The sequence below is a fragment of the Lysinibacillus sp. fkY74-1 genome (assembly GCF_053165895.1).
The window spans coordinates 4,574,530-4,583,189 of record NZ_CP170173.1 but is presented as its reverse complement, the minus strand read 5'-3'; the positions used below and the strand labels follow the sequence as shown (position 1 = coordinate 4,583,189).

The following is an 8,660-nucleotide window of genomic DNA, read 5'->3' as shown; positions in this document are numbered from 1 at the left end:
GCTACTAATCTCCTTTACAGTGTTCAATACATAAAAAAATTGCATTTATAGAAATGGTAAATACGTTCATTTTACAACTCGTCCACATAATCACAAGTTGTGGATAAAAGTTAACCAAAGGCTGTGATAAAAATTATCCACAGCATATTAACAGTTGTGGATAATTAAAATGTTCATTTCAGTTTTCAACAAAGTGAAGCACAGTAATCGTATCAGAAAAACAAAGCTATTTCAATAGTTTATGAAACTTATCCACATAGCTTGTAGTTATGCACTTTAGAGTTGTCCACAAGCACTGCTTATGTGAAAAAGCTGTAGATAATTGTTGTGGATAAAAAAATATGCAAAAAATACTATACACAACTTTGTGTAAAAAAAACAAGTCCTCTGTGGATAAATATTTTTATAATAATGTTATAATAGAGTGTCTTTTACGGAGGATTTAAATGCGCTCTGAGGATAGATGAAGTAGTTGCATTTAGATACATAGAATAGTTACCTAAAAGAAATTTGTTAAATACATTGACAAAATAACTAGTTACTTTATATAATATTCGAGTCTGTATGTTGAAAAATTCAACTCATATATCAGGAGGTGTCTATATAAATGAAACGTACTTACCAACCAAAGAAACGTAAACACAGTAAAGTTCACGGTTTCCGCGCACGTATGAGCACGAAAAACGGTCGCAAAGTTCTTGCTGCTCGTCGTCGTAAAGGAAGAAAAGTTTTATCAGCATAAAATAAGTCCACTGAGCCACATCAGTGGTCTTTTTTTTCTTTATTTTTGGTAAACCTAGAAGTGAGGATCAAAGATATTATCTATTAGCAGGTGAAAGAAATGAAAAAACGCCAAAGAGTGAAGAAGAATGATGATTTTCAAAAGGTGTTTAAAAAAGGTAAATCTTTCGCTAATCGTCAGTTTGTTGTTTACTTTTTAGAAAAAGAGGGACAAACAGAATTTCGTGTAGGTTTATCGGTTAGTAAGAAACTTGGGAATGCGGTAAAACGCAACCAAATAAAACGCTATATTCGCCATAGTATTCTTGATTTAAAGGATGATTTAAAGCCGAATATGGACTATGTTATTATCGCCAGACAACCGGCGGCCACTATGGATTTTCATGAAGTGAAACAAAGTTTGCAACATGTACTAAAAATCGCAAAGGTATTGAGGAAAGTGTAATGTATGCAACCGAGTGGTAAAATGCGCCTGTATGATTAGCTTTAAGAATAAGAGTGAAATGGCATACCATAACGTAGGTATACGCATAGGGGTATTACTAGCGTTAGATTTCACTTATAAAATATGTTAAATTCGCCACAAAACTCAGGAATAAGTGTATATTGTGAGAATATTTAGTAGAGTGAAACGTTATTGGCATGATAAAATAGCTGATAACTTTATCTTTGTTCAAGCTTAGATAAAGCTGCTGTCAGAAGTCACAGATTTTAAGGCAGGAAACTGTCAGTCAGTGAATAAAGAAGATGCATATAGAATTTGAAAAAGTGAATAGTAATTGTAGGGGGAAGAAGGTTGAAAAAACAACATTGGGTAATTTTGTCACTAGTATCAGTAGCTCTACTACTATCTGGTTGTACAGAATTCAATGAACCAATTTCCAAAGAAAGCACTGGCTTCTGGAATGAATTCATTGTTTGGCCGTTGGTATCAGCGATAAAATACTTTGCTGACCTACTTGGCACGTATGCATGGGGGATCATTGCTGTAACGATCATTATTCGTTTAGCAATTTTACCATTAATGATTAAACAAACAAAGAGTTCTAAAAAAATGCAAGAAATTCAGCCAAAATTGAAGGAACTGCAAAAGAAGTATGCTTCTAAGGATGCTCAGACACAACAACAATATCAGCAAGAAATGATGAAGCTGATGAGTGAATCAGGCGTAAACCCACTTGCAGGGTGTTTACCAGTAATCATTCAAATGCCAATTTTAATTGGTTTTTATCATGCAATAAGCCGTATGAATGCTACATCTACATTTGATTTAGGGAATTTCTTTATCTTCCCGCTAGCAGATCCTGCACCTGCATTAGCAATTACAGCAGGTTTAATGCAATTTATCGTATTACGTACAGGACCAGCAATGGATAATCCTCAAATGAAAATCATGATGTATATTATGCCATTCATGATCATTGCCTTTGGTATGGCCTTACCAGCTGCATTATCATTATATTGGGTAATCGGGAATATTATTTCGATTTTCCAAAACCTGTATATTTATAAACCTTGGAATAAAGATAAAACACAACCTGCTCAAAATGGAGGGGCTAAAAAGTGAAACAACTTACGCAAATAGGCGCAACAACACAAGAAGCGATCTCATTAGCGTTACAGAAACTTGGCAAAACCCGTGAACAAGTAGATGTTGAAGTTTTACAAGAAGGTAAAAAAGGATTTTTAGGTTTTGGTGCACGCTCTGCAGAAGTTCGTGTAACTGTAAAGGAAGTTCAGATTCCGGTCATTGAAAGTGAAAAAGCCGAATCGCAAATAACGACTCAATTAGACAAACAATTAGCAGTAGATGATGTTGAAACAATAAGTTCACAAGTTTCTGATCAACCAAATGAAATCGAAGCTGTTCAAAAAGTCGTAAACGAACAAAATGAGGAAGAAGATTCAGCAAATCCAATTGAGGATGCAAAAACTTACTTAGTAACTATTGCTGAACAATTGGATATTCATGATCTTGATATAAGTACAACACGTGAAGGGAAATACGTTTATTTTCAGCTGAAAAGTGAGAAAGCTGCTCTACTTATCGGAAAACGTGGTCAAACATTAAATTCCTTACAGCAATTAACACAGTTAGTGCTAAATAAAAGCGCTAAGCAGTTCTTAATGGTGAAATTAGATGTGGAAAACTATCGCGAACGTCGACAAGAAGCACTAGAGTTACTGGCTGATCGAATGGCGGACAAAGCATTACGTTCAAATCAACGTGTGGCATTTGAACCTATGCCGTCATACGAAAGAAAAATAATTCATAATCAATTAGCCAATCGTCTTGATCTTGAGACGTATTCAGAAGGTTCAGAACCAAATCGTTATTTAGTCATTGAGCCCGTCAAAAATAAATAGATTTAAAACATGCAGACACTATAGTTTTAAAGGTCATTTTATCCTTTGTGATAAAATGACCTTTTTTTATGAGACAAAGAATTGTATTTTTTGTTGAAATTCAGTTTTATAAAAAAGGTTGTTATCCACATTTGGAAATGATCCTTACTTTAGATTTTGCTGAAAATATGTTAGTCTAAGGTGTTAGTAAGTATTGGTCGGTTTCGATTATCCACATGTGGATAACGTTGAGGAGGTCATTAAATGGAGTTTGATACAATTGCTGCGATATCCACACCGATGGGTGAAGGTGCCATAGCCATCGTTCGTTTAAGTGGGGACGAAGCAGTGGCGATTGCAGATAAAATATTTAAATCACCAGGTGGAAAAAGTTTAACGACAAAGGATTCGCACACTATTCATTATGGACATTTAGTGGATCCTAAAACAAACGAGGTAGTAGAGGAAGTAATGCTATCATTGATGCGTGGTCCAAAAACTTTCACACGTGAGGATGTAGTTGAAATAAATTGTCACGGTGGTTTGGTTTCAGTTAATCGTGTTTTACAACTAGCATTAACGAATGGGGCAAGATTAGCAGAACCAGGTGAATTTACTAAACGTGCGTTTTTAAATGGGCGTATTGATTTATCACAGGCTGAAGCAGTAATGGATTTGATAAGAGCTAAAACAGATCGAGCAATGAATGTTGCCTTGGGTCAGATGGATGGAAAATTATCAAGACTTATTGGTGACTTGCGCCAAGCTTTACTAGAGACATTAGCGCAAGTAGAGGTTAATATAGATTATCCAGAGTATGATGATGTAGAAGAGATGACTGTACCTGTTTTAGTAGAAAAATGTACATGGGTACGAGATGAAATTATTAAACTTCTCCAAACATCTTCTCAAGGGAAAATATTACGAGAGGGTTTATCGACTGTTATTTTAGGCCGTCCAAATGTAGGGAAATCTTCTCTTTTAAATAGCTTAGTACAGGAAAATAAGGCCATAGTGACAGATATTGCTGGTACTACTCGTGATATTATAGAAGAGTACGTCAATGTACGCGGTGTTCCGCTTCGTTTAGTGGATACAGCGGGTATTCGTGAGACAGAAGACATTGTTGAACGAATTGGCGTAGAACGTTCGAGAGAAGCGCTACGTGGAGCAGATTTAATATTATTTGTATTAAACTATGCAGATGAGTTAACTGCTGAGGACGAGCGTTTATTCGAAACGATTGAGGCGATGGACTACATCGTTATTATCAATAAAACAGATCTACCGCAAAAAATTAATTTAGCGCGTGTCAAAGAGCTAGCAGGTAAACATCGCATTGTAACCACCTCTCTCTTACAGGAGGAGGGTGTTACAGAGCTTGAAGAAGCGATAGCTGCATTGTTCTTTGAAGGGCAAATTGAAGCGGGCGATTTAACATATGTTTCAAATGCAAGACATATTGCACTATTGCATCAAGCACAGGCGACAGTTGAGGATGCAATAGCAGCTGCTCAAGCTGGAGTTCCAGTTGATATGGTACAAATTGATGTCACAAGAACTTGGGAATTACTTGGTGAGATTATAGGTGACACAGTGCAAGAAAGCCTAATCAACCAGCTATTTTCTCAGTTTTGCTTAGGAAAATAACTTTAAGAAAGAAAGGAAGATACGAGCATGCCAACAAAATATGAGGCAGGCACGTTTGATGTGATCGTCATTGGCGCAGGTCATGCAGGTTCAGAAGCTGCACATGCTGCGGCTAAAATGGGTGCTAAAACACTAATGTTAACGATCAACTTAGATATGATTGCATTTATGCCATGTAATCCATCCATTGGTGGTCCTGCCAAAGGAATCGTCGTACGTGAAATAGACGCTTTAGGTGGCGTCATGGGGAAAGTTATAGATAAAACGCATATCCAAATGCGAATGTTAAATACAGGAAAAGGCCCAGCTGTACGTGCATTACGTGCGCAAGCTGACAAAGTTTTGTATCAACAAGAAATGAAACGCATATTAGAGGAAACCGAAAACTTAACAATCCATCAAGGAATGGTAGAAGAACTTATCATTGAGGATGGAGAAGTAACAGGGGTTATTACACAAATTGGTGCTATTTATCGTGCCAAAACAGTAGTGGTCACAACAGGTACCTTCCTACGCGGTGAAATTATTATTGGGGATATAAAATATTCAAGTGGTCCTAATAACCAACAACCGTCCATTCGCTTAGCTGATAATTTAAAAGAGCTTGGTTTTGACCTTGTTCGATTTAAAACAGGTACACCACCACGTGTTAATAATCGTACAATTGATTATGATAAAACTGAAATTCAGCCAGGAGATGAAGTTCCACGTGCATTTAGTTTTGAAACAACGGAATTCATTATGGACCAACTACCTTGCTGGTTAACCTATACAAGCCCTGAAACACACGAAATAATTGAGGCTAATTTACATCTATCACCGATGTATTCTGGGATGATTAAAGGGACGGGTCCACGCTACTGCCCTTCGATTGAAGATAAAGTAGTACGCTTCAACGATAAGCCGAGACATCAAATCTTCTTAGAGCCAGAAGGACGTAATACACGTGAGGTTTATGTTCAAGGTTTATCAACAAGCCTACCAGAGCATGTTCAAACACGTTTATTAAAATCAATCCCAGGCTTAGAGAATGCAGAAATGATGCGTGCTGGCTATGCCATTGAATATGATTCAATTGTACCCACACAATTGTGGCCAACACTAGAAACAAAGCGCATTAAAGGCTTATATACAGCTGGCCAAATTAATGGTACATCGGGTTATGAAGAAGCAGCGGCCCAAGGATTAATGGCAGGAATGAATGCTGCAGCTAATGTACTTGGCAAAGAGGAATTAATCCTTAGTCGCTCGGATGCCTATATTGGGGTACTAATTGATGATCTTGTGACAAAAGGAACAAATGAGCCGTATCGTTTACTAACTTCTCGTGCAGAGTATCGCTTACTGCTACGTCATGATAACGCTGATTTACGATTATTAGAGCTAGCTTATAAAATCGGAATGGTACCACAAGAAAGATATGACAAGTTCAATGCGAAAAAGGCATTAATCGAAAATGAAATTGCACGTCTTCGTGAAATAATTATTAAACCGAATGAAGCTACACAAGCGGTTATTCGTTCTGCTGGTGGTAGTGAATTAAAAGACGGCATTCGAGGTGCTGATTTACTAAAACGCCCCGAGATGCATTATGAGATGATTTCTTCATTAATTCCGGCAGATATTGAATTTACAGAAGAAGTAAAAGAGCAAATTGAAATTCAGCTTAAATATGAAGGCTATATCGAAAAAGCATTGCTACAAGTAGAGAAGCTGCATAAAATGGAAAACAAAAAAATCCCTGAAAACATTGATTATGATGCTATTTCTGGATTAGCGACAGAAGCACGTCAAAAATTAAAACAAGTTACACCGCTTTCCATTGCACAAGCCTCTCGTATTTCTGGTGTTAACCCAGCAGATATTTCTATTCTTCTTGTTTATATTGAACAAGGTAAAATTGCAAAAATAAGCGGCTAATAAGAACAGTAAAGTGAATAAGGGGCGGGCATACCATTGTGCCCGCTTCCTATTTTTAAAGCAATACTATTGTTAAGATGAACTAGTAGGGCTAGATTAATAAAGGAGACTTTACATGAACGAACAACAATTTATTGAGGCACTGAAAAAAAAGGGCATCGAGCTTTCCGAAAAGCAAATTACTCAATTTAAAAAATACTTTGAATTACTTGTCGAGTGGAATGAAAAGATGAACCTGACTGCTATTACAGATTTAGAAGGTGTTTATTTAAAACATTTCTTTGACTCTATTAGTGCCTCATTTTATTTTGATTTTTCAAAAGTAATCACTGTTTGTGATGTAGGAGCAGGGGCTGGTTTTCCTAGTATTCCAATAAAAATCTGTTTCCCACATTTACATGTCACAATTGTCGACTCCTTAAATAAAAGAATTACATTTTTAAATCATTTAAGTGATGAGTTACAATTAGAAAATATGAATTTTGTGCATGCTCGTGCAGAAGAGTTTGGTCAAAATATAAAATATCGTGAGCAATACGATGTGGTGACAGCACGTGCAGTAGCTCGTTTATCTGTTTTATCGGAGCTATGTGTACCATTAGCAAAACAAGGTGGCTATTTTGTTGCCTTAAAAGCAGCGGCAGGTGCAGAAGAATTAAAAGATGCTAAAAAAGCATTAACAACACTAGGTGTTAAACTGAAAGAAGAATATTCTTTCAAGCTACCTGTTGAAGAAAGTGACCGCATTTTATATATATTTGATAAAATAAAAGGAACACCGAAAAAATACCCGCGTAAGCCAGGTGTACCGAATAAAACACCAATTCAATAATTAGTGTTTCATGTGAAACTTTCTCAAAGTAGAATATATTTTTTCTATTTTGAGCATACATACTAGTTATGGATGGTTCACGCAAAAGTCATCTATGAACTATATACATTTGAGGAAATATAATAAATAATAATAGAATGAGACAGAGCAAGATAGTTACTTAAAGGTGGTGCCACTTGGATGAAAAGTCCTTTTTCACGTTTTTTTGGAGGCGGAAGTAAAACAGAGCCTATTGTGAAAAATGAAGTAGAACAAGCAGAGGCGGTTCATACAGCAGAAGAAGTCATAAAATTGCCTATTGATCAAATTGTACCTAACCGTTTTCAGCCACGTACTATTTTTGATGATGAAAAAATTGAAGAATTATCAAGAACCATTCATACACATGGTGTGATTCAGCCAATTGTTGTACGTAAAACATCAGAAAATCAATATGAAATCATTGCCGGTGAGCGTCGTTATCGAGCTATGAAAAAGCTACAATGGACAGAGGTTCCTGCTATTGTACGTAATTTAACCGATAAGGAGACAGCTTCTATTGCGTTAATAGAGAACTTACAGCGTGAAGAATTAACGGCAATTGAAGAAGCGGTAGCCTATCAAAAATTGTTGGAGCTGCATGAGCTCACACAGGAAGCTCTTGCCCAAAGACTTGGAAAAGGACAATCCACTGTAGCCAATAAATTACGTTTATTAAGGCTTCCAGACGAAGTGCAACAAGCCATTTTACAGCGAAAGATCTCTGAACGACATGCGCGTGCATTAATTGCTATTAAAGATCAACCGTTACAATTAGAGGTCTTACAGCAAACCGTTGATAATGATTGGAATGTTCGCCAATTAGAGGAACAGATTCAAGCTATCTTGCATCCTGTAACAGATGAGCAAGAGTCGGTACCAAAGAAGGCAAAGCCTAAGCGCAAGGCCATTAGTAAAGATGTCCGTATAGCCTTAAATACTATTAAGCAATCATTAACAATGGTCACAAAAAGTGGTATTACGGTAAAAACGGAAGAAGAAGATACAGAAGAATATTATCAAATTACTGTGAAGATACCTAAAAAGAAAAAGGTGTAACAAATTATCTAAAAATAATAATTTATTACATTTTCCTTCACTGTAAAAAGGAGATATCTCAGAAAGTTGAATGAGATGTCTCCTTTTTTGTATA

Annotated in this window: 8 protein-coding genes; all 8 read left to right on the top strand. The window is 36.4% G+C overall.

Annotated elements, in window-relative coordinates; all coding sequences use genetic code 11:
- Positions 1–607 precede the first annotated feature (607 nt).
- The 8 genes from rpmH (at position 608) to noc (ending at position 8,566) form a co-directional block, all read left to right on the top strand.
- Positions 608–742 carry a 50S ribosomal protein L34 gene (gene rpmH / locus ACE1MS_RS22715; protein WP_004233310.1) on the top strand — a complete coding sequence of 45 codons (135 nt, stop codon included), beginning with the start codon at positions 608–610 and terminating at the stop codon, positions 740–742.
- A 99-nt stretch (positions 743–841) separates the two neighbouring features.
- The gene (gene rnpA, locus ACE1MS_RS22710; RefSeq protein ID WP_031415843.1) at positions 842–1,186 is read left to right on the top strand and encodes a ribonuclease P protein component; all 345 of its coding nucleotides are present in this window, start codon (positions 842–844) and stop codon (positions 1,184–1,186) included.
- 351 nt (positions 1,187–1,537) lie between these two features.
- Complete coding sequence (yidC, locus tag ACE1MS_RS22705; protein ID WP_012296225.1) at positions 1,538–2,308, top strand: membrane protein insertase YidC; 771 nt, start codon at positions 1,538–1,540, stop codon at positions 2,306–2,308.
- Entirely contained in the window at positions 2,305–3,108 is an 804-nt protein-coding gene (jag, locus tag ACE1MS_RS22700; protein WP_012296224.1) for an RNA-binding cell elongation regulator Jag/EloR, read from the top strand. Before yidC ends, jag begins: the two co-directional genes overlap by 4 nt.
- 243 nt (positions 3,109–3,351) lie before the next feature.
- Entirely contained in the window at positions 3,352–4,737 is a 1,386-nt protein-coding gene (gene mnmE, locus ACE1MS_RS22695; protein ID WP_012296223.1) for a tRNA uridine-5-carboxymethylaminomethyl(34) synthesis GTPase MnmE, read from the top strand.
- Between the two features lie 27 nt (positions 4,738–4,764).
- Positions 4,765–6,657 (top strand): tRNA uridine-5-carboxymethylaminomethyl(34) synthesis enzyme MnmG, encoded by a 1,893-nt coding sequence (mnmG, locus tag ACE1MS_RS22690; protein WP_012296222.1) that lies wholly within the window; start codon positions 4,765–4,767, stop codon positions 6,655–6,657.
- Positions 6,658–6,772: 115 nt separating this feature from the next.
- Positions 6,773–7,489 carry a 16S rRNA (guanine(527)-N(7))-methyltransferase RsmG gene (gene rsmG / locus ACE1MS_RS22685; RefSeq protein ID WP_012296221.1) on the top strand — a complete coding sequence of 239 codons (717 nt, stop codon included), beginning with the start codon at positions 6,773–6,775 and terminating at the stop codon, positions 7,487–7,489.
- Positions 7,490–7,669: 180 nt separating this feature from the next.
- Positions 7,670–8,566 carry a nucleoid occlusion protein gene (gene noc, locus ACE1MS_RS22680; protein WP_012296220.1) on the top strand — a complete coding sequence of 299 codons (897 nt, stop codon included), beginning with the start codon at positions 7,670–7,672 and terminating at the stop codon, positions 8,564–8,566.
- The last annotated feature ends 94 nt before the right edge of the window (positions 8,567–8,660 follow it).

Bases quoted from the DNA above. Each gene is read 5' to 3' on its own strand.
- rpmH (WP_004233310.1), top strand. From the start codon at position 608: ATGAAACGTACTTACCAACCAAAGAAACGTAAACACAGTAAAGTTCAC.
- rnpA (WP_031415843.1), top strand. From the start codon at position 842: ATGAAAAAACGCCAAAGAGTGAAGAAGAATGATGATTTTCAAAAGGTG.
- mnmE (WP_012296223.1), top strand. From the start codon at position 3,352: ATGGAGTTTGATACAATTGCTGCGATATCCACACCGATGGGTGAAGGT.
- mnmG (WP_012296222.1), top strand. From the start codon at position 4,765: ATGCCAACAAAATATGAGGCAGGCACGTTTGATGTGATCGTCATTGGC.
- rsmG (WP_012296221.1), top strand. From the start codon at position 6,773: ATGAACGAACAACAATTTATTGAGGCACTGAAAAAAAAGGGCATCGAG.
- noc (WP_012296220.1), top strand. From the start codon at position 7,670: ATGAAAAGTCCTTTTTCACGTTTTTTTGGAGGCGGAAGTAAAACAGAG.